The organism is Cyanobium sp. ATX-6F1 (genome assembly GCF_047395825.1).
Lineage (GTDB): Bacteria > Cyanobacteriota > Cyanobacteriia > PCC-6307 > Cyanobiaceae > ATX-6F1.
The window spans coordinates 855932-873922 of sequence record NZ_JBCEBF010000001.1; the positions used below are offsets into that span (position 1 = coordinate 855932).

At 68.8% G+C, this 17991-nt stretch carries 10 protein-coding genes, 1 tRNA gene, 1 other RNA gene and 8 pseudogenes; 10 read left to right on the top strand and 10 right to left on the bottom strand.

All coding sequences use genetic code 11. From position 1 onward, the window contains the following. Nucleotides 1–15 precede the first annotated feature (15 nt). Nucleotides 16–1403, bottom strand: a pseudogene (locus tag AAF143_RS05235) (four-carbon acid sugar kinase family protein). Here AAF143_RS05235 and AAF143_RS05240 point away from each other — a divergent pair. Further along, the gene (locus tag AAF143_RS05240; protein WP_414026610.1) at nucleotides 1402–2043 is read left to right on the top strand and encodes an FAD-binding oxidoreductase; all 642 of its coding nucleotides are present in this window, start codon (nucleotides 1402–1404) and stop codon (nucleotides 2041–2043) included. The pseudogene AAF143_RS05235 and the gene AAF143_RS05240 sit on opposite strands and share 2 nt — an antisense overlap. Nucleotides 2044–2287: 244 nt before the next feature. Further along, a complete protein-coding gene (locus AAF143_RS05245) occupies nucleotides 2288–2551 on the top strand; it encodes a hypothetical protein (protein WP_414026611.1) in 264 nt (87 codons plus the stop codon). A 93-nt stretch (nucleotides 2552–2644) separates the two neighbouring features. Here AAF143_RS05245 and AAF143_RS05250 read toward each other — a convergent pair whose 3' ends face one another. From AAF143_RS05250 to AAF143_RS05260, 3 genes and pseudogenes are all read right to left on the bottom strand, one after another. Beyond that, nucleotides 2645–3148 carry a hypothetical protein gene (locus tag AAF143_RS05250; protein WP_414026612.1) on the bottom strand — a complete coding sequence of 168 codons (504 nt, stop codon included), beginning with the start codon at nucleotides 3146–3148 and terminating at the stop codon, nucleotides 2645–2647. After that, nucleotides 3085–3444: a hypothetical protein gene (locus AAF143_RS05255; protein ID WP_414026613.1), complete on the bottom strand. Its 360-nt coding sequence runs from the start codon at nucleotides 3442–3444 to the stop codon at nucleotides 3085–3087. Before AAF143_RS05255 ends, AAF143_RS05250 begins: the two co-directional genes overlap by 64 nt. A gap of 6 nt (nucleotides 3445–3450) precedes the next feature. Further along, a pseudogene (locus tag AAF143_RS05260) lies at nucleotides 3451–4274 on the bottom strand (alpha/beta fold hydrolase). 114 nt (nucleotides 4275–4388) lie between these two features. Between AAF143_RS05260 and AAF143_RS05265 the strand changes: the two are divergent. Then, complete coding sequence (locus AAF143_RS05265; protein WP_255008609.1) at nucleotides 4389–4691, top strand: hypothetical protein; 303 nt, start codon at nucleotides 4389–4391, stop codon at nucleotides 4689–4691. A 4-nt stretch (nucleotides 4692–4695) separates the two neighbouring features. Here AAF143_RS05265 and AAF143_RS05270 read toward each other — a convergent pair. Next, nucleotides 4696–5237 (bottom strand): annotated as a pseudogene (locus AAF143_RS05270) (methyltransferase family protein). Between the two features lie 146 nt (nucleotides 5238–5383). On the opposite strand from AAF143_RS05270, the gene AAF143_RS05275 reads away from it, so the two are divergent. The 3 genes and pseudogenes from AAF143_RS05275 (at nucleotide 5384) to AAF143_RS05285 (ending at nucleotide 11365) form a co-directional block, all read left to right on the top strand. Continuing rightward, nucleotides 5384–7813 carry a phosphoketolase gene (locus AAF143_RS05275; RefSeq protein ID WP_255008613.1) on the top strand — a complete coding sequence of 810 codons (2430 nt, stop codon included), beginning with the start codon at nucleotides 5384–5386 and terminating at the stop codon, nucleotides 7811–7813. Between the two features lie 14 nt (nucleotides 7814–7827). After that, nucleotides 7828–10333, top strand: a pseudogene (locus AAF143_RS05280) (glycogen/starch/alpha-glucan phosphorylase). A gap of 184 nt (nucleotides 10334–10517) precedes the next feature. Continuing rightward, nucleotides 10518–11365, top strand: a pseudogene (locus AAF143_RS05285) (acetate/propionate family kinase). Here the strand turns inward: AAF143_RS05285 and AAF143_RS05290 are convergent. The 3 genes and pseudogenes from AAF143_RS05290 to AAF143_RS05300 form a co-directional block, all read right to left on the bottom strand. Continuing rightward, nucleotides 11362–11837 (bottom strand): annotated as a pseudogene (locus tag AAF143_RS05290) (hypothetical protein). The pseudogenes AAF143_RS05285 and AAF143_RS05290 overlap by 4 nt on opposite strands. Before the next feature lie 54 nt (nucleotides 11838–11891). Further along, on the bottom strand, nucleotides 11892–12215 hold the full coding sequence (locus tag AAF143_RS05295; RefSeq protein ID WP_255008617.1) for a hypothetical protein: 324 nt from the start codon (nucleotides 12213–12215) through the stop codon (nucleotides 11892–11894). 159 nt (nucleotides 12216–12374) lie between these two features. Further along, nucleotides 12375–12448, bottom strand: a tRNA-Arg gene (locus tag AAF143_RS05300). Between the two features lie 59 nt (nucleotides 12449–12507). Between AAF143_RS05300 and rnpB the strand changes: the two genes are divergently transcribed. Then, nucleotides 12508–12892, top strand: an RNA gene (gene rnpB / locus AAF143_RS05305) — RNase P RNA component class A. A 35-nt stretch (nucleotides 12893–12927) separates the two neighbouring features. Further along, the gene (rnc, locus tag AAF143_RS05310) at nucleotides 12928–13641 is read left to right on the top strand and encodes a ribonuclease III (RefSeq protein WP_255008618.1); all 714 of its coding nucleotides are present in this window, start codon (nucleotides 12928–12930) and stop codon (nucleotides 13639–13641) included. Nucleotides 13642–13660: 19 nt separating this feature from the next. Here rnc and AAF143_RS05315 read toward each other — a convergent pair whose 3' ends face one another. Then, a complete protein-coding gene (locus tag AAF143_RS05315; RefSeq protein ID WP_255008619.1) occupies nucleotides 13661–13837 on the bottom strand; it encodes an NAD(P)H dehydrogenase subunit NdhS in 177 nt (58 codons plus the stop codon). A 53-nt stretch (nucleotides 13838–13890) separates the two neighbouring features. Here AAF143_RS05315 and rimM point away from each other — a divergent pair. Continuing rightward, nucleotides 13891–14432: pseudogene (gene rimM, locus AAF143_RS05320) on the top strand (ribosome maturation factor RimM). A gap of 41 nt (nucleotides 14433–14473) precedes the next feature. Continuing rightward, nucleotides 14474–15933, top strand: a pseudogene (locus AAF143_RS05325) (mannose-1-phosphate guanylyltransferase/mannose-6-phosphate isomerase). 129 nt (nucleotides 15934–16062) lie between these two features. Here AAF143_RS05325 and glmS read toward each other — a convergent pair. Further along, the gene (gene glmS, locus AAF143_RS05330) at nucleotides 16063–17967 is read right to left on the bottom strand and encodes a glutamine--fructose-6-phosphate transaminase (isomerizing) (RefSeq protein WP_414026614.1); all 1905 of its coding nucleotides are present in this window, start codon (nucleotides 17965–17967) and stop codon (nucleotides 16063–16065) included. Nucleotides 17968–17991 lie beyond the last annotated feature (24 nt).

Sequence of the window (17991 nt, forward strand, 5' to 3'; positions counted from 1 at the left end):
CGGATGGGCGTGACCCTAGGTGCTTCCGGCTGGATCGGATTGATCCCAGTGGACGTCGCGGGCGCTGGCCATGTGCCGCCAGGCCATGACCAGGGTGGCGGCCTCGCCCAGGTTCCCCGGGAAGGTGAGCACCGGCAGCAGCGGGAAGCGGGGATGATCAGCCGACAGCCACACCAGGGAAAGCCCCGGCAGCAACTGACCCTCCAGCCGCACCGCCGCCGCATCCAGCCCCTCGGCCAGCAGGGTCTGGGTGGTGATGCCCCCTTGCTGATCAGATAGCTCAGATCCTGCGGCAGGGCGGCGGCGATTCGGGCCATCAGCGCCGCTAGCGCCTCACCGAAGGCCCGGCGTTCGGCTTCGTCGACACAGCTGGCTTCACCGCGGCTGGTGAACAGCACAGGGGTACGGCCCTGCCGGCGCAGGCTTTGCATCGCCTCCAGGAGCTCCGTCTCAATCCCCTCACCGGGCGGTCTCCCCTGGCGCAGGTTGTCGAGCACGCGTTCCACCGGCAACTCGACACCGCCGCAATCGGGTTCCGCCAGCAGGGCTGCCAGCTGCTCGTCCGCCAAGGGCACATGGGAGCCCACCAGCACCGCCCCCGGGGCGGGGCCACGCCGCAACGCCGCCAGGCCAGCAGCATTAAGGGGCTGGGGCGTCAGGGCCGCCAGGGCCCGGATCAGCCCCGCCGCCGACTGAATCAGCAGGCGCGCTCCGGTCTCCTGGGCGGTCCAAACAGCCGCGGCCAGGGCCTCCAGGTGCTGGGGCCGCTCGGCATCGGCCACCACGAACGGGTTGCCGCGCAGGCTCAGGAGTGTGTCAGCCAGGGCTCGGGCTCCTGCGGGGCTGGCGATCGCCGCTTCCAGCTCGGTGCGGCCGATCCGCCGCACCGCCGCAGCTGGCACGCGGCCGCCCGTCTTTTGCTCCACCCAGTCCGGCAGGAAACTGCTGCTGTAACCGAACAAGCGGTCGCGGCCGAAGGGTGTGCTGTGCACGGGCTCCCCCTGCAACAGGTGCACCCCGTCCACCGTGGTGCGTCCCCCCTCCAGGAAAGCCGGCACCAGCAGGGTGGCCTCAAACGGACCCAGTTCAGCGGCGATCACCTCCACCTCCAAGGGGAAGTGACCCCGCAGGGTCGAATCTCCCCGACTCACCAGCAGCCAGTCCTGGAGACCCGCCTCCTGGCGGGCCGCCTCAAGCGCCCGGCAGATCTCCCGCACCCGCTCGGCCACCTGCTCGGGCGGCAGGGCTCGGGTGTCGGTGAGTAAGAACAGCAACGGCGAGGGATCGTTCAGAGCTTCCACCAACGCCGGCTGGTCCCAGCGCAGCAGCAGTGGGCAGCTGTGAACCGTCTGGGAGCCTGTGGGGTCGTCGTCGAAAACGACGATCTTCGGGAGCGCTCGCATGGCACCATCGTGCCGTGATCACCCCGGATCCCAGGGAGTTGCCGGAGCTGGTGCGCCAGCTGCACGCCGAGGCCACCCCTGGCTGCCCGCCGGTCACGGCAGCCGCCTGCATTGGGGTCCGCCCAGCCCGAAGGCCACCGCGGTCAGCTGCCGGCGGCTGGATCGGCTGATCGACCACGCCGTCGGCGATTTCACCGTCACCGTCCAGGCCGGTCTGGGGCTCAAGGAGCTGCAAGAAGCCCTGGCGGAGCGGCAGCAGTGGCTCGCAATTGATTGGCCCTGGGGCAGCGGCTCCGATGGCAGCGACTCCGGCAGCGTCGGCGGTCTGGTGGCCCGGGGCCTGGCCGGTGGTCTGCGGCACCGCCACCTGGGGGTGCGCGACCAGGTGATCGGCATTGGCCTGCTGCGCAGCGACGGCATTGCCGCCCACGCCGGCGGGCGGGTGGTGAAGAACGTGGCGGGCTACGACCTGATGCGCCTGTTCACCGGAAGCTGGGGATCCCTGGGCCTGATCACCGAACTCACCCTGCGCACAGCGCCCGTGCCGCCCCAGCGCCGCGGCCTGCTGCTGCTGGGGAAGGCGAGGCCCTGGAGCGCCTGCGCCGCTGGCTGCTCAGCTCCAGCCTCACCCCTGAACTGATTGACCTCTGGGGAGCGGCGCTCACAGCCCAGACGGGCCTGGAGCCAACCCCGGCGCTGCTGCTCAGCCTGGCCAGCGTCAGCCCCGAGGCCCTGGCCGAGCAAATCGCGGCGGTCGCCGCCGAAGCCCGCGCCCAGGGCGTTTACCCCCAGCCCCTCGACAGCGAGCGCCTCGAGGCCCTGCGGGCCCTGGGGCTGGGCGATGGCCTGCTGAGCCAACCAGCCCCCAAAAAGAGGAGCGCTGGTTGCTGCGGCTGGGGGTGCTGCCCGCCCACGGCGCCGAGCTGCTGGCCCACCGCCTGCTTCAGGCGGTGCCGCTGGCCCTCGGGGCCGGCAGCGGCCTGGGGCTGGCCTGGGCGCCGGCGGGCGCAGGTCTTGGTCAGCTGGCGCCCTACCAGGTGCAGGAGCTGCGGCGGCGCTGCATCGATCTGGGCGGCTATCTCACGGTGCTGGAGCAGCCCGAGGGGGCGGAACTTGCCGCCTGGGGGACGCCCCCGATCGGCTTCTGATCGAAGCGCTCAAGCGCCAGTTCGACCCCCTGCAGCAACTGGCCCGGGGCCGGCTGCCAGGGGTGGCTCAGGCCGGCGTCAGCCTGTAGCGGGTCAGCAGATCCAACGCTTCTCCGGGAGCCAGTCGCTGCAGCCGGTCGCCACTGAGCAGGGCGCCACGGGGGCCGTCCAGGGCTCCAGGCAGACCATCGGCCGGGGCGGATCGCTCCAGACCACCACCAGATCCAACGGGGCCGTGGTCTCCAGGCTGATCGCCTCGCCCCTTGCCGTGTCCAGCAGTCGCACCTGCTGCGTCGGGGCAGCCAGCAAGTCCACCCCCTGCGGCAAGCCCTCCAGCAGTTCGGCGCTGGTGGCCGGCTCCATCGTGAGCTGGTTCACCACCTGCTCAGGCAACCCCTCGATCCGCGCCTCTTCCAGGGACGTGACCTGAAAATAGGGATGGAGCCCGAAGCTGAACGGCAAGGGCTGATCCCCCGGGTTCTCCACCCGGACCCGGATCTCCAGCGCCGCACTCTGGGGGCGCACCTCCAGGCTCAGGCGGAAGGGATGGGGAAACAGGGCCAGGGTGCTGGGGTCGTCGCACAGCTGCAGCCGCACCCCTCGCCGTCCTCCAGCAGCGCCAGCGACCAGGGCCGGTCACGGGCGAAGCCGTGCTGGGGCAACGGGTGATCCGGCAGGCCGCCGCAGATCGGAAACAGCACCGGGATGCCGCCGCGCACCGAGAGGGCCGGATCGGCGAAACGCGCCGCATCGAAATAGAGCCGCTCGCGGCCGGCGCTGCTCCAGCCCGTCACCAGGCCGCCCCGTTCAGGCACCAGTAGCAACTGATCGCCCGTGGCGGGGTGGGTGTAAGTCCAGTGGGGGTAGGGCTCGGCGCGTTGGCTGAGGGGCATGGGGGATCAGGGTGAAGGGGGCAGTGGACGCGGATCCTGGAGCTCGGCCAGCCAGCCCAGCAGCTCCTTGTTCACCACCGCCGGCACCTCATCGTGGGGGCAGTGGCCCGCCTCCAGCAGCACCTCACGGGTGCCGGCGGGGGCATGGGCGAGGAACCGGGCCCGACGCCCCTCGGCGTTGATCCAGGGATCCTTCAGGCCCCAGATCAGCAGCAAGGGCGCCTGGAGCTGCTCAAACAGCCCATCGAGGGGCTGGCCGCGGGGGATGTCGAAGACGGTGCGGAAGACCCCAAAGGCACCAGGATCCCTGGAGGGCCGCCGGATCGCTTCCACCAGCTCCGCATCCACGTTGGTGCGATCCACATACACCTGGTTGAGGGTGCGGCGGATCGTCGCCGGCCGGCGCAGGTTCTCGAACAGCAGCCGCTGCAGCACAGGGCTGCGCAGCAAGGCCGAACCCACTGTGGCCCGGGCGATGGCGCCCCAGCCCTGCGGCTCCCGTTGTTCGGCGCTGAACGGGCCGGCGGCGTTGAGCAGCACCACCCCCGCCGCCAGCTCGCCCAGGGCCACCGCGGCCGCGAGGGCGGAGTAGCCCCCAGGGAGTTACCCACGAGCACGGTGGGGCGGCCGATGCACTCGCGCACGTAGGTCGCCAGCTGATCGCGCCAGAGGTCGCCGCCGTAGGCCAGTCCCTCCGGCTTGGCGCTGCGGCCGAAGCCGAGCAGGTCGATGGCGTGCACCTCGTGGCGCTCCGCCAGCACCGGGATGTTGAAGCGCCAGTGGTCCGTGGAGGCCCCGAACCCATGCACCAGCAGCAGGGCAGGCCCCACCGGGGCGTCCGGGGTGCGAGACAGGCTGAACACGGAATGGTCCAGATACGACCAGGGGGCCATGGAACGGCGCAAGGTCGTCGATGCTAGGGAGCTTCCATCGCAGGCCACCCCGTGCCCGACTGGTCCCCCCTGCTGCCGGGCTCGGCGCTGTGGGCCCTGGCGCTCTACCTGCCCCTGAGCGCCCCCCTGGCCCGCTTCGAGCAGGCCCTGGGGGAGGGCCCATTGGATGAGCGGCTCCAGCAGGTCGCCTTGATCCTCAGCAGTCTCGCCCTGGCCCTGGTGGTGGGGTTGCTCACCGACCTGGCCGTGAGCTGGGCCCTGGGACCCGCCTGGGCCAGCAGCCTGGGGCTGATGGCGGTGCTCGCCGGCCTGTTCTGGAGCCTGGCCAACCGGGAAAACGATCAGGATCCCTGAAGCCTCAGGCGCGCCAGTCGAGCCAGGGCAGCCCCGGCACGATCGCCGCCGTGGAGGTGCGGTAACCGGCGTAATCCGGGTGTTGGAGCAGCAGCTGCCGCTCCTCGCGCCGGGCCTTGCCGCCAAGCACAGCGGCCAGGGCCAGCAGCAGCAGCAGGTGCAGGACGCTGCCGAGGGCCAGGGCCATCCCCAGGGCAGCGATCAGAACGGCCTGATAGAGCGGGTGACGCACCCGGCCATAGGCCCCCGTGGTCACCAGGGGCGCCCCGGGCATGGGGTCCGGCAGGGGGTGAGGCTGGGCCCCAGGTTCAGGAAGGCGCGCAGAGCTTGCGCCAGTCCGACGGCCACGGCGCCGGCACCCAGCAGCCGCAGGGCCAGGGGCCACACCAACCCAAGGGCGGCCGGGGGTGGAAAAGCTGGCAGCAGCAGCAGCAGGGCGATCAGCAGCAGCTGGGCCAGCAGCCACCACTCCCCGCGGCGGTTGTCCAGCCAGCCGCCCCAGCTCAGGCCCCAGCCCCTGAGGGTCTCCGGCAGGGGATGGCTCATCGCGGGGCCAGGCGGCTCTCTCCACTCTGACCAGCCCCGAAGGGGATCGCTGCGGAGGGTTGGTGTCGAGACCCTGGCTTGTGATGCTCCATGCCCGTCCCTTGCCGAACTCTGGCTACGGTCCGACGGTCCGGCGCCGCGACCCTATGGAACCCCTCACGATCGAGGTCGACCCGCAGAGCCTGGTTGACCCCGGCGCGGAGGAACTGGCCCTGATCGACGCCTGGTGGCGGGCGGCCAACTACCTGGCCGTGGGAATGATCTACTTGCAGGACAACCCCCTGCTACGGGAGCCGCTGCGGCCCGAGCACATCAAGAACCGGCTGCTGGGCCACTGGGGCTCCAGTCCGGGTCAGGCGTTCATCTGGGCCCACGCCAACCGGATGATCCGCCGGCACGACCTGGACATGATCTACCTGTCGGGGCCGGGCCATGGAGCTCCGGGGGTGCTGGGCCCCACCTACCTCGATGGCAGCTACAGCGCGGTCTATCCCGACAAATCCCAGGACGCCGATGGGATGCGGCGCTTCTTCAAGCAATTCTCCTTCCCCGGCCACATCGGCAGCCACTGCACCCCCGAAACCCCGGGCTCGATCCACGAGGGGGGCGAACTGGGCTATGTGCTCTCCCACGCCTGCGGCGCGGTGTTCGACAACCCGGAGCTGATCGCCCTGGCCTGCGTCGGTGACGGGGAGGCCGAGACCGGCCCCCTGGCCACCTCCTGGCACATCAACAAGTTCCTCAATCCGATCAGCGATGGCGCCGTGCTGCCGGTGCTGCACCTGAACGGCTACAAGATCGCCAACCCCACCCTGCTGGCCCGCATCGGCCATCAGGAACTGGAGCATCTGATGCGCGGTTACGGCTGGAATCCGCTGTTCGTGGAAGGGCACGAACCGGAGGCCATGCACCGGGCGATGGCCGCGGCGATGGATCAGGCGGTGGGGCAGATCCTGGCCATCCGCCAGCAGGCCCGCTCCAGCGGTGAGGCCTTCCGGCCCGCCTGGCCGATGATCGTGCTGCGCTCCCCCAAGGGCTGGACCGGTCCGACGGAACTCAACGGCAAGAAGCTGGAGGGTTTCTGGCGCTCCCACCAGGTGCCGCTGCCGGCGCCGAACAAGGATCCCGAGCAGTTGCGGATGCTGGAGGACTGGCTGCGCAGCTACCGGCCCGAGGAGCTGTTCGACGCGGGCGGAACCCTGATCCCGGAGCTGCAGAGCCTCTCACCGGCAGGCGGCCGCCGCATGGGCTCCAACCCCCATGCCAACGGCGGCCAGCTGCGCCGCAAGCTGCAGCTGCCGCCGATCTCCCACTACGCCGTGCCGGTGGATCAGCCCGGCCAGGAGGAGGTGGAGAACACCGCGCCGCTCGGGGCCCTGTTGCGCGACACCATTGCCCGCAACCCCGATTCCCTGCGGGTGTTCGGGCCCGATGAAACCGCCTCGAACCGGCTGCAGGCGATCTACGAGGTCAGCAAGAAGGTCTGGATGGAGGAACTGCTTCCGGAAGACGTGGGCGGCGGCGAACTGAGCCGTTCAGGTCGTGTGGTGGAGATGCTCAGCGAGCACACCCTGGTGGGAATGATGGAGGGCTACCTGCTCACCGGGCGCTACGGCTTCTTCCACACCTATGAGGCCTTCGCCCATGTGATCGCCTCGATGTTCAACCAGCACGCCAAGTGGCTGGAATCCTGCATCCACCACGCCCCCTGGCGCGCCCCGATCGGCCCCTGGAACTGCCTGATTTCCAGCACCGTCTGGCGCCAGGACCACAACGGCTTCACCCACCAGGACCCGGGCTTCATCGACCTGGCCGGGAACAAGAGCGGCGAGGTGGTGCGTGTGTATCTTCCGGCCGATGCCAACTCCCTGCTGGCGGTGGCCGAGGAGGCCTTCCTGGAAACCAACGTCTGCAACATCATCGTTTCCGACAAGCAGAAGCATCTGCAATACCTCTCCCTGGAGCAGGCCCAGCGGCATGTGGCCAAGGGAATCGGCCTCTGGGAGTGGGCCAGCAACGACGACCGGGGCACCGAACCCGACAACCCGGATGTGGTGATGGCCTGCGCCGGCGACATCCCCACCAAGGAGACCCTCGCCGCCGTCGAGATCCTGCGCAGCGAAATTCCGCAGCTCAGAGTCCGGGTGATCAACGTGGTCAAGCTGTTTGCTCTCACCCAGCCGAGCGAGCACCCGCACGGGCTGAGCGACCGGGATTTCGACAGCCTGTTCACCACCGATCGGCCTGTGATGTTCAACTTCCACGGCTACCCCTGGTTGATCCACCGGCTCACCTACAACCGCACCAACCACGCCAATTTCCACGTTCGCGGGTACAAGGAAAAGGGCAACATCAACACCCCTTTGGAGCTGGCGATGAACAATCAGATCGACCGCTTCAACCTGGTGATCGACGTGATCGACCGGGTGCCCTCCCTGGGCTCCCGCGCCGCCCACGTGAAGGAACGCATGAAGGATCTGATCCTCGAGAACCGCGCCTACGCCCATACTCACGGCATGGACAGCCCTGACGTGACCGACTGGCGCTGGAACCCCGCCCTGGAGGATCGGCTTTGAGCGACACCCTGCCCATGGAGCTAAGGCTGCCCACCCCGGGCTGCAACGCGGACACCAACCGCAACGGCCTCACCGCTGACGACGTGTTCGCCGGCATGACCGAGCACCTGTTCTTCAGCCTCGGCAAGCTCGCCCCCGCCGCCAACCACCACGACCTCTACATGGCCCTGAGCCATGCGGTGCGCGACCGGCTGATGACCCGCTACCTGGCGGGCATCGAGGCGATCAGCGCCACCCCTAAGCGGGTGGTGGCCTACCTCTCGGCCGAGTTCCTGGTCGGGCCCCAGCTGGGCAACAACCTGTTGATGCTGGGCATCCAGGAGCAGGCCAGCGAAGCCCTGCGCCGCTTCGGGGTGAATTCCCTGGAACAGATCACCGAGATGGAGGAGGAACCGGGCCTGGGCAACGGCGGTCTCGGTCGCCTGGCGGCCTGCTACCTGGAATCCCTCTCCAGCCTGGAAATCCCCGCCACCGGCTACGGCATCCGCTACGAGTTCGGGATCTTCGACCAGCTGATTCGCGATGGCTGGCAGGTGGAGATCACCGACAAGTGGCTTAAGGGGGCTGGCCCTGGGAGGTGCCCCACCCGGACCAATCCTGCTTCGTGGGCTTCGGTGGCCGCACCGAGAGCTACCAGGACGACCTGGGCCACTACCGCGTGCGCTGGATCCCGGTGGAGCATGCTATCGGCATTCCCCATGACGTGCCGGTGCTGGGCTACCGGGTCAACACCTGCAACCGCCTGAGGCTGTGGCGCGCCGACGCCGCCGAAAGCTTCGACTTCTACGCCTTCAACATCGGCGACTTCTACGGCGCCGTCGAGGAGAAGGTGGGGTCGGAAACCCTCTCCAAGGTGCTCTACCCCAACGACGGCACCGACGAGGGCCGCCGGCTGCGGCTCAAGCAGCAGCACTTCTTCGTCAGCTGTTCCCTGCAGGACATGCTGCGCAGCCTGGAGCGCCGCGGCCTGCCGGTGACGGACTTCCCCAAGCACTGGACGGTGCAGCTGAACGACACCCATCCGGCGATCGCCGTGGCCGAGCTGATGCGGCTCCTGATCGACGACAAGCGTCTGACCTGGGATCAGGCCTGGGAGATCACCAGCCAGTCACTGGCCTACACGAACCACACGCTCCTGCCCGAAGCGCTCGAGAAATGGGGCCTCGACCTGTTCGGCAGCCTGCTGCCCCGCCACCTGGAGCTGATCTTCGAGATCAACCGTCGCTTCCTGCAACAGGTGCGCCTGCGCTTCCCCGGCAACGAAGCGATCCTGCGCAAGGTGTCGATCATCGATGAGGAGGGTCGCAAGGCGGTGCGCATGGCCCACCTGGCCACCGTGGCCAGCCACCACGTCAATGGGGTCGCCGCCCTGCACAGTGATCTGGTGAAAAGCCAGCTCTTCCCGGAGTTCGCCAGCCTCTGGCCCGAGAAGTTCACCAACATCACCAACGGCGTCACGCCCAGGCGCTGGCTGGCCCTGGCCAATCCACCGCTGGCCGCTCTGGTGAGCGAGGCGATCGGTGAGGGCTGGGTCGCCGACCTCGCTCAGCTGCGCCGGCTGGAGCCCCTCCAGCACGATCGGTCCTTCCTGGAGCGCTGGGAGCAGAGCAAGCTCGCCGGCAAGAAACATCTCGCCCAGTACATCCACCGCACCAACGGCCTGCTGGTGGATCCTTCCTCCCTGTTCGATGTGCAGGTGGAAGCGGATTCACGAATACAAGCGCCAACACCTCAACGCCCTGCAGGTGATCGCCCAGTACCTGCGCATCAAGAATGGCCTGGCTGATGGTGGAAGCGCCGCGCACGGTGATCTTCGGCGGCAAGGCAGCGCCGGGCTACTACATGGCCAAACTTATTATTCGTTTTATCAACGGCATCGCCGAAACAATCAACTCCGACCCTGACATGGAGGGTCGTCTGCGGGTGGTGTTCCTGGCGGACTACACCGTGAAGCTTGGGGAAAAGGTCTACCCCTCCGCCGATCTCTCCGAGCAGATCTCCACCGCCGGCCTGGAGGCCTCAGGCACCGGCAACATGAAGTTCGCCATGAATGGCGCCCTCACCATCGGCACCCTCGATGGGGCCAACGTGGAGATCCGCGAGCAGGTGGAAGCGGAGAACTTCTTCCTGTTCGGCCACACCACCGAGGAAATCGCCACCCTGCACGCCTCGGGCTATCGCCCCTGGGATCTGGTGCACACGATCGAGGAACTGCCGGAGGTGATTCGCCTGGTGGAGCAGGGGCATTTCAGCCACGGTGATGGAGATCTGTTCCGCCCGCTGCTGCAGAACCTCATCGGCCGCGATCCCTTCTACGTGTTCGCCGACTTCAGCGCCTACCTCAAGGCCCAGCAGGAGGTGAACCGGGCCTGGGCCGATCGGGAGCGCTGGAACCGGATGTCGCTGTTGAACTCCGCCCGCTCGGGCTTCTTCTCCTCCGACCGCTCCATCGGTGAATACGCCGAGCGCATCTGGCAGGTGGCCCCCTTCCCCGTCACCATCAGCTGCGATCTCGACTGAGCGGGCCGTGGAGCTTGCCCTGGTGGTGAATCTGGGCAGCTCCAGCCTCAAGGGCGCGGTGATCGATCGCGCCGGGGAGCGGCTCTGGCAGGGGCAGGGCCCCGGCGGCAGCGGGGCATCGCCCTGGTTGGCAGAGCAGCTGGAGCCCTGGCGCGGCCGACTGACCCTGGCGGCCCACCGGGTGGTGCACGGGGGAGAGCGCTTCAGCGGGCCGGCCCGGATCACACCGGAACTGGTGGAAGCGCTGGAGGCGCTGGTGCCCCTGGCGCCGCTCCACAACGGGCCCGCCCTGGCCTTGATTCGCGCCTTGATCGCTTGGGATCCGGCGCTCGAGCAGTGGGCCTGCTTCGACACCGCCTTCCACCACCACCTCCCGGAGGCCGCCTACACCTATGCCCTGCCGGCGCGCTGGCGGGCCCAGGGGCTGCGGCGCTTCGGCTTCCACGGCCTCAACCACCAGCACGTGAGCGAGACGGTGGCCGCCCGCCTGGGCCACCCCACGCAACTTCGGCTGATCAGCTGCCACCTGGGGGCGGGTTGCTCCCTGGCGGCGATCCAGGCCGGCCGCAGCATCGACACCACCATGGGCTACACCCCCTGGAGGGTCTGGTGATGGCCAGCCGCAGCGGCTCTGTGGACCCCGGCCTGCTGCTGCATCTGATGCGCGAGGGCCTGCGCCCCGATCAGATCGATCAGGCCCTCAGCCGCGAAAGCGGCCTGCTCGGTCTCTCGGAGCTCAGTGGCGACTGGGCCGAGCTGCGCCGCGCCGCCGCCGCGGGCCACCGGGGCGCCAGGCTGGCCCTCGCCGTGTTTCAGCACCGGCTGCTGGCGGGCATCGGAGCCATGGCCGCCAGCCTCGGCGGAGTCGATGCCATCGCCCTCAGCGGCGGCATCGGCGCCAACGATGCCCTGTTGGAGATCGAGCTCAGGGAGCGGCTGGGCTGGCTGGGGCCGATCGAATGGCTGCGCGTTCCCTCCGATGAGGAAGGCCTGATGGCCCGCCAATGCCTGGCACTGGCAACCGCGGCTTAGCTGCGGTGGTCGGGCAGGTCGGGGGTCTGGTGCAGCAGGCGATTCAGGCGCAGCCGATCGGCATTGAGGGGATCAGGGGCCAGCTCACCGGCCTGCTCCTTGAATTTTTGCTCCACCTCCTCGGGCACCCGCACATCGAAGATGCGCTCCATCAGCGCCTCGATCGAGAACAGGTGAGCATTGATGTTCTCCAGGTCGCCGATGGCCTGCTGCATGGCGTCGTTCTCCTCTGACGGTGGCTCGGGAGCTCCTTGGCCCCGGCTGCCGTGGGCGGTGCGGCAGGTGGTGTCTCAGCGTCACCGTGGATCTTCTGCAGGTCTTCGAGCACCCGCCCGGCCAGGGTGCGAAAGGATTGCAGCGCAGCCCAATTGAGCTCCTGCTGCTGGCGCAGGGTGGGGTTTTCGCGAATCAATCGGTCGTGTTCCCGATAAAAACGCTGGCAGTCAGGGCATTGGCAGGGCTCTTCGGGCACCGCACTCCCTTGGTTCTCAAATTCCATCATGGCATTGCCCAGCCCTGGCTTCTCTCAAGCCGTCATCGATCCGGCGTCGTACTCCGGACCGTCGTCACACTCGAGCACGACGGGGAGGGGAATTTCGATCGAGCTGACCACCCCGATCACGTCCCGCAGCCGCATGGAGTCGGCAAACCAGCCCATGGCCTGCTCCACATCCCCGCGCTTCTCGGCGTCGGTGGCCTGATCCTCATGGGCCTCCGCCAGCAGGGCCAGCCAACAGAGGCAGCGGGCCTGAACCACGGAAAGGTCCAGGTCACCTCCCTGGTTGGCGGCGATGCGCTCACTTTCCTGTTGCACCAGCAGCCGCAAGCGCAGATCGTGAAGCTGGGTCATCGGGGAAGGACGACTGGGCCCACGCTAGCTGCAGGGGCCCGAATGGAAAGACCACCACCCGTAGCGCAGGCTACCGGCGCCAGCCTTTGTTTACGGGCCATGGTGGAAGCGCTGGCGGGGTCCCTTTCTCCAACGAGCGTGCTGACTGGGGGCTGCCTACGGGGCTGGCGGGACTCGAACCCACGACCTACGGTTTAGGAAACCGTCGCTCTATCCGGCTGAGCTACAGCCCCCTGGCTGGCCATTATGGGCGCCGCCTGCGGGGTCAGCCCACGGGGGCATGATGGAGCTCGAAAGCAGGCGAGGTGGTCGCAATCGGGGGTTCACCCCCGGTTGAGGAAAGTCCGGGCTCCCCAATGTCCAGGCCTGCTGGGTAACGCCCAGTGCGGGTGACCGTGAGGAGAGTGCCACAGAAACACACCGCCGATGGCCCGGGCTTGCCCGGCGCACAGGCAAGGGTGCAAAGGTGCGGTAAGAGCGCACCAGCAGCATCGAGAGGTGCTGGCTCGGTAAACCCCGGCTGGGAGCAAGGCCCAGGGACAACGGTTGGCCATGACACCCGTCCCGACCTAAGTGCGCCGCTCGAGGCCGTTGGTAACAACGGTCCCAGATAGATGACCGCCCCGGATCGCTTCGGCGAACCGGAACAGAACCCGGCTTACGTCCTGCTTTCACCCCTTCGCGGCCCCAACGGACCGCCCCTCCCGATCCGATGTCGATCACGAGCGAACGCCGCCAGCAGTTGGTTGCCTTCCTGGCGTCCCTGGGGCTGGAGGAGCCCCCGGATCTGGGCCCGATCGATGAGGCCCTGACCCACACCTCCGCCGGCCGGGCCCGCAACCATGAGCACCTGGAGTTCCTGGGCGATGCGGTGCTCAGGCTGGCGGCGTCCGAACACCTGCAACGCCACCACCCGCAACTCAGCGTTGGTGCTTGCTCAGCCCTGCGCGCCCAGCTGGTGAGCGACCGAGCCCTGGCCGACCTCGGCGCCGCCTGTGGGATCGAATCAGTGTTGCTGCAAGCGGAGGCCACCCGCCGCGACCCGCTGGCCGCCCCCACCGTGCGCGCCGAGAGCACCGAAGCGCTGATCGGTGGCCTCTACGAAGCCTGGGGCAGCCTGGAGCCCGTGCACCGCTGGCTGGCGCCCCATTGGCAGCGCGCCACCGCCGAGCTGCTGGCGGACCCTCACCGCCACAACTGGAAGCAGGCGCTGCAGGAATGGAGCCAGGGCTTGGGGCTGGGGCTGCCGAGCTACGCGGTCGAGGAACGCCACAGCAGCCATGGCCACCCGGAGCGCTTCCATGGCCGGGTGCAGCTGGCGGGGAAACCCCTGGGTGAGGGTTACGGCCGCTCGCGCCGCGATGCGGAGCAACAGGCGGCCCGTCAGGCCCTGGAGCGGTTGAAGCAGGAGCAGCCCAGCCCCTGAGCGGGTGCCAGCACGGCGCTCAGACCTTTTCCAGGTGCTTGAGGGGCAGGGTCACCAGCTTGTCCCAGTTGCCGCCCTCGAACAGCACCGCCGCCCGCACATCGCTGATGCGCTGCACGAAGCCGCGGTAGCCGTCGTAGATGGAGCGGGCGTCGCGCACCACCACGGTGGAGCCCGGCAGGATCAGTTCAGCCATGGGGTCAGCCCGTCGTGCCGCCATTATCGGCTCAGGCGCCCGCAACCGACGCGATGGATGAGTGGCTGATGGTGGGCAAGGTGGTGGCGGCGCAGGGTCTGCGCGGAGAGCTGCGCGTGGTGCCCCGCAGCGATTTCCCGGAACGTTTCACCGCCCCCGGACCCCGCTGGTTGCGCCTGAAGCAGGCAGAACCCCGCCCGGTGGATCTGGTGGCCGGGCGGCAGCTGCCGGGCAAAGAGCTGTTCGTGGTGCGCCTGGCGGGCATCGACAGCCGCGAGGCCGCCGAAGCCCTCGTCGGCCAGGAACTGCTGGTGCGCGGCGACGACCGGCCGGAGCTGGCCGAGGGGAGTTCCACCTCAGTGACCTGGTCGGTCTGCAGGTGCGGCTCGAGGCCGATGGCCGCAGCATCGGCACCGTGGTCGATCTGCTCTCGGCCGGCAACGATCTGCTGGAGGTGGAACTCAACGCCGAAGGTGCGGGGGAGGGGAAGGGGAGGCGCGTGCTGGTGCCGTTCGTCGAGGCGATCGTGCCCACGGTGAACCTTGCCGAGGGTTGGCTGGGCCTGACACCACCACCGGGGTTGTTGGATTCCTGAGGGGCCCCATAGCATCAGCTCCCATGCCCGGCTCTGCCCCCATGAGTTCCTTGGCCAGCGCACCGACCTCGCTCGTGCCGGTGATCCTGTGCGGGGGCACCGGCACCCGGCTCTGGCCCCTGTCGCGGGCCAGTTACCCCAAGCAGTACTGGGCCCTGGCCGGCCAGGGGAGGAGACCCTGCTGCAACAGACCCAGCAACGGCTCGAGGGCCTGCCCGGCCTGGCCCCGCCGCTGCTGATCTGCAACGAAGACCACCGCTTCATCGTTGCCGAGCAGATGCGCCAGATCGGGATCGAGCCCGGGGCGATCCTGCTGGAGCCCCTGGGGCGCAATACCGCTCCCGCCGTGGCGGTGGCGGCCCTCAAGGCCACGGCCCTGGGGGAGGACCCCCTGCTGCTGGTGCTGGCCGCCGACCATGTGATCCGTGACGCCGGTCGCTTCCGCGCCACGGTCTGCGCCGGCATCGCCAGCGCCGAAGCCGGTTCCCTGGTCACCTTCGGCATCGTCCCCAGCTCGGCGGAAACCGGCTATGGCTACATCGAGGCCGCCGAGAGCCTGGGGCCCTCACCGGTGCCGATCGCCCGCTTCGTCGAGAAACCCGACCGCGCCACCGCCGAGCAGTTCTTGTCCACCGGTCGCTTCACCTGGAACAGCGGCATGTTCCTGTTCCGTGCCAGCACGGTGCTCTTGGAGCTCGAACGGCTGGCGCCGGAGGTGGTGAGCGCCTGCCGCGCTGCCCTCGACCACGACAGCAGCGATCTGGATTTCCTGCGGCTGGAGCGGGAGGCCTTCGCCACCTGCCCCAACGTCGCCTTCGATGTGGCGGTGATGGAGAAGACCGAGCGGGGGGCCGTGCTGGCCCTGGAGGCGGGCTGGAGCGATGTCGGCAGCTGGAGTGCCCTGTGGGAGACGGGCGACCGCGACGGGGCGGGCAACGTGTTGCGGGGCCGGGTGATCAGCGAAGGGGCGCGCAATTGCTATCTGCGCAGCGAGCACCGCCTGGTGGTGGGGCTGGGGGTGGAGGATCTGGTCGTGATCGAAACCGATGACGCCGTGCTGGTGGCCCACCGCGACCGGGCCCAGGACGTCAAGACGATCGTGAACAGGCTGGCGGCCGATGGCAGTTCCGAAGGCAAGGCCCACCGCCGCATCTACCGCCCCTGGGGCCACTACGACGGCGTCGTGGAAGGGGAGCGCTGGCAGGTCAAGAAGATCCAGGTCAAACCGGGCGCCTGCCTGTCCCTGCAGATGCACCATCACCGGGCCGAGCACTGGGTGGTGGTCAAGGGCACGGCCGTGGTCGAAAAAGACGGGGTCGAAGAACTGGTGGGCGAAAACCAGAGCACCTACATCCCCCTGGGCGCCAAGCACCGCCTCTCCAACCCCGGCAAGATCCCGGTGGAGCTGATCGAGGTGCAGAGCGGCCCCTACCTGGGCGAAGACGACATCGTCCGCTTCGAAGACCGCTACGGCCGCAGCGACGCCGCGCTGGTGCCGTAGTCGCCCCAAACGTCCCCCCCTGACCCAGCGACCCCAGGGCGTCACCCCCGTTGAACCGGGGTCCCGGTCTGCGCAGGCGGCCTTGCTCGCCCCGCGAGCTCAGCCGCCGAAGCGGACCGGGACCCCGGTTCACTCCACCGTGACACTCTTCGCCAGATTTCGTGGTTGATCCACATCCAACCCCCGGTGGGCGGCGATGTGATAGCTGAGCAGCTGCATGGGAATCACCGTCAGCAGCGGCGAGATCAGTTCATCGACCACCGGCACCGGCAGCAGCAGGTCGAACAGCTCGGTGTCGGGGCCCTCAGGGGCCACGCCGATCAGCTGGGCATCGCGGGCCTTGGCCTCTTGGGCATTGGAGAGCACCTTGTCGAAGACCACGCCCGGCACCGCGATCGAGACCACGGGAACCCGGGCATCGAGCAGAGCGATCGGTCCGTGCTTCATCTCGCCAGCGGGATAACCCTCGGCGTGGATGTAGCTGATCTCCTTGAGCTTGAGGGCGCCCTCGAGGGCAATCGGATAGTTGATCCCCCGGCCCAGGAAGATCATGTCGTGGGTCTCGTTGAACAGGTGGGCCACTTCGGCGCAGCGCCGGTCGTGTTCGTCCACCAGCTGAGAGAGCTGGGCGGGGATGGTGCGCAGTTCCCCCACCAGCCGCTGCAAGGTCTCCGGGCACTGCCCCCGGCGCTCGGCGAAGGCGATCGCCAGACCGTAGAAGGTCAGCATCTGGCCCATGAAGGTCTTGGTGGCCGCCACCCCCACCTCGATGCCGGCGCCGATGTCGAGGATGTGGCTCACCAGGCGACCCAGGGAGCTTTCCGGGCGGTTGGTGATCCCCAGCAGCCGCGGGGCGAAGGCCGGGTCGGCCACCAGTTCCCGCCGCTCCTGCTCCATCAACAGGGCCGCCAGGGTGTCGGCCGTCTCTCCCGACTGGGTCACCCCAATGGTCAGGGTGTGGGGGGCCAGGGGCGGCGGGGCATAGCGGAACTCGCTGGCATGGAACACCGAGGTGGGCAGGCCGGCGAGTTGCTCGAGCAGGTAGGCCCCCACCAGGGCGGCATGGCGGCTGGTGCCGCAGGCCAGAATCTGGATGCGTTCCACCCCTGCGAAGACCGACTCATCGAGGGGCAGGGCCACCAGAGGTGCAGCCCCGGCCACGGTTCGCTCGGCCTCGCTCGATTCAGGCAGATGGCGGGCGACCCAGAGGGCCGCGGTCTCGGATTGCTCGTGGATTTCCTTGAGCATGAAATGGCGGAAGCTGCGCTTGTCAGCCACGTGCTCCGTGCCGCTGAGCAGCGTCGGCGTGCGCTGCTGGCGCTCACCGGCCCCGTCATAGAGCTCGATTCCCAGGGGGTGAGCAGGGCCACCTCGCCGTCCTCCATGGGCAGGATCGTGCGGGTGGAAGCCCGCCAGGGCCGGAGTGTCGCTGGCGCAGAGGAACTCCCCTTCCCCCAGGCCGATCAGCAGGGGAGCCTGGCGGCGGGCCACCACCAGGGCACCGGGAGTCTCCGCCCAGACCACCGCAAGGGCGTAGGCGCCGTGGAGCAGCGGCAGCACCCGCTGGAGCGCCTCCAGCAAGAGCTGGCCGCTGGCGGCACGGCCGGCTTGACGCAGGGCCGCCAGTTCACGGCCCAGCAGGTGGGGGATCACCTCGGTGTCGGTCTCCGAGAGAAACACCACCCCTTCGGCCTGCAGCTCCTGGCGCAGGCTGCGGAAGTTCTCGATGATGCCGTTCTGCACCACCGCCACCTGGCCGGAACCATCCAGGTGGGGATGGGCATTGCGTTCCTCCGGTTTGCCGTGGGTGGCCCAACGGGTGTGGCCGATGCCGCAGAGCCCCCGGGCCCCCTGCTGCTCGTAGCGGCTGGTGAGGTTGACCAACTTGCCCTGGGCCCGCAGGCAAGTGAGCTCACCCCCGGCCACGGTGGCCAGGCCGGCGGAGTCGTAGCCGCGGTACTCCAGCTGACGCAAGCCCTCAAGCAGCAGAGGAGCCGCCTCGCGGGAACCGATCACCGCGACGATGCCGCACATGGAGGAAGGGGCTGAGTGGGCTCG

Excerpts from the sequence above, each read along its gene's own strand:
- AAF143_RS05240 (WP_414026610.1), top strand. The coding sequence starts at position 1,402 with ATGGCACCATCGTGCCGTGATCACCCCGGATCCCAGGGAGTTGCCGGA.
- AAF143_RS05255 (WP_414026613.1), bottom strand. The coding sequence starts at position 3,444 with ATGCCCCTCAGCCAACGCGCCGAGCCCTACCCCCACTGGACTTACACC.
- AAF143_RS05275 (WP_255008613.1), top strand. The coding sequence starts at position 5,384 with ATGGAACCCCTCACGATCGAGGTCGACCCGCAGAGCCTGGTTGACCCC.
- AAF143_RS05295 (WP_255008617.1), bottom strand. The coding sequence starts at position 12,215 with ATGACCCAGCTTCACGATCTGCGCTTGCGGCTGCTGGTGCAACAGGAA.
- rnc (WP_255008618.1), top strand. The coding sequence starts at position 12,928 with ATGTCGATCACGAGCGAACGCCGCCAGCAGTTGGTTGCCTTCCTGGCG.
- AAF143_RS05315 (WP_255008619.1), bottom strand. The coding sequence starts at position 13,837 with ATGGCTGAACTGATCCTGCCGGGCTCCACCGTGGTGGTGCGCGACGCC.
- glmS (WP_414026614.1), bottom strand. The coding sequence starts at position 17,967 with ATGTGCGGCATCGTCGCGGTGATCGGTTCCCGCGAGGCGGCTCCTCTG.